Here is a 464-nt window from a genome sequence, read left to right on the forward strand (position 1 = left end):
CTCTCCGGTGCGCTTCGATTTGAATCAGGATTCTAAAACGGCGCAGATCACCGCGGCCAGCCAAGATATTGGCAGTGCTCAGGAAATTCTTCCCTGCACCATCGAGGGTGAAGACGTTGAGATTGCATTCAACTACGCCTACGTGTTGGACGGGTTGGGATCGATTGCCACTGATCAGGTGTATCTTGAAGTTCAGTCTTCCCTGAAACCTGGTATTTTCAGTGCGTTGGAGCCGGAAAACTTCCTGTATCTGGTCATGCCGGTACGCCTTTCCTAAAGGTTCCAGAATCAAAGAGTGCCGGCGCGCCTCTTCCAACGCTGCCGGCGCGCGAATAGAAGGTGCTGTTTGACACTGCGCATCGAAAGCCTGACGTTGTGGGATTTTCGCAACTACGACCACGCCACCCTGGAAAACCTGGGTGATGTGACGGTACTGGTGGGCGAAAATGCCATTGGCAAAACGA

The 464-nt window shown here is 53.0% G+C and carries 1 pseudogene; it reads left to right on the top strand.

The annotated features are described in order from the left end of the window. Positions 1-277: pseudogene (locus PZH32_RS11280) on the top strand (DNA polymerase III subunit beta); the annotation flags it as partial. Between the last annotated feature and the right edge of the window lie 187 nt (positions 278-464).

This window comes from Adlercreutzia equolifaciens (assembly GCF_029076695.1).
In the GTDB taxonomy this organism is placed as follows: Bacteria; Actinomycetota; Coriobacteriia; order Coriobacteriales; family Eggerthellaceae; genus Adlercreutzia; species Adlercreutzia equolifaciens_A.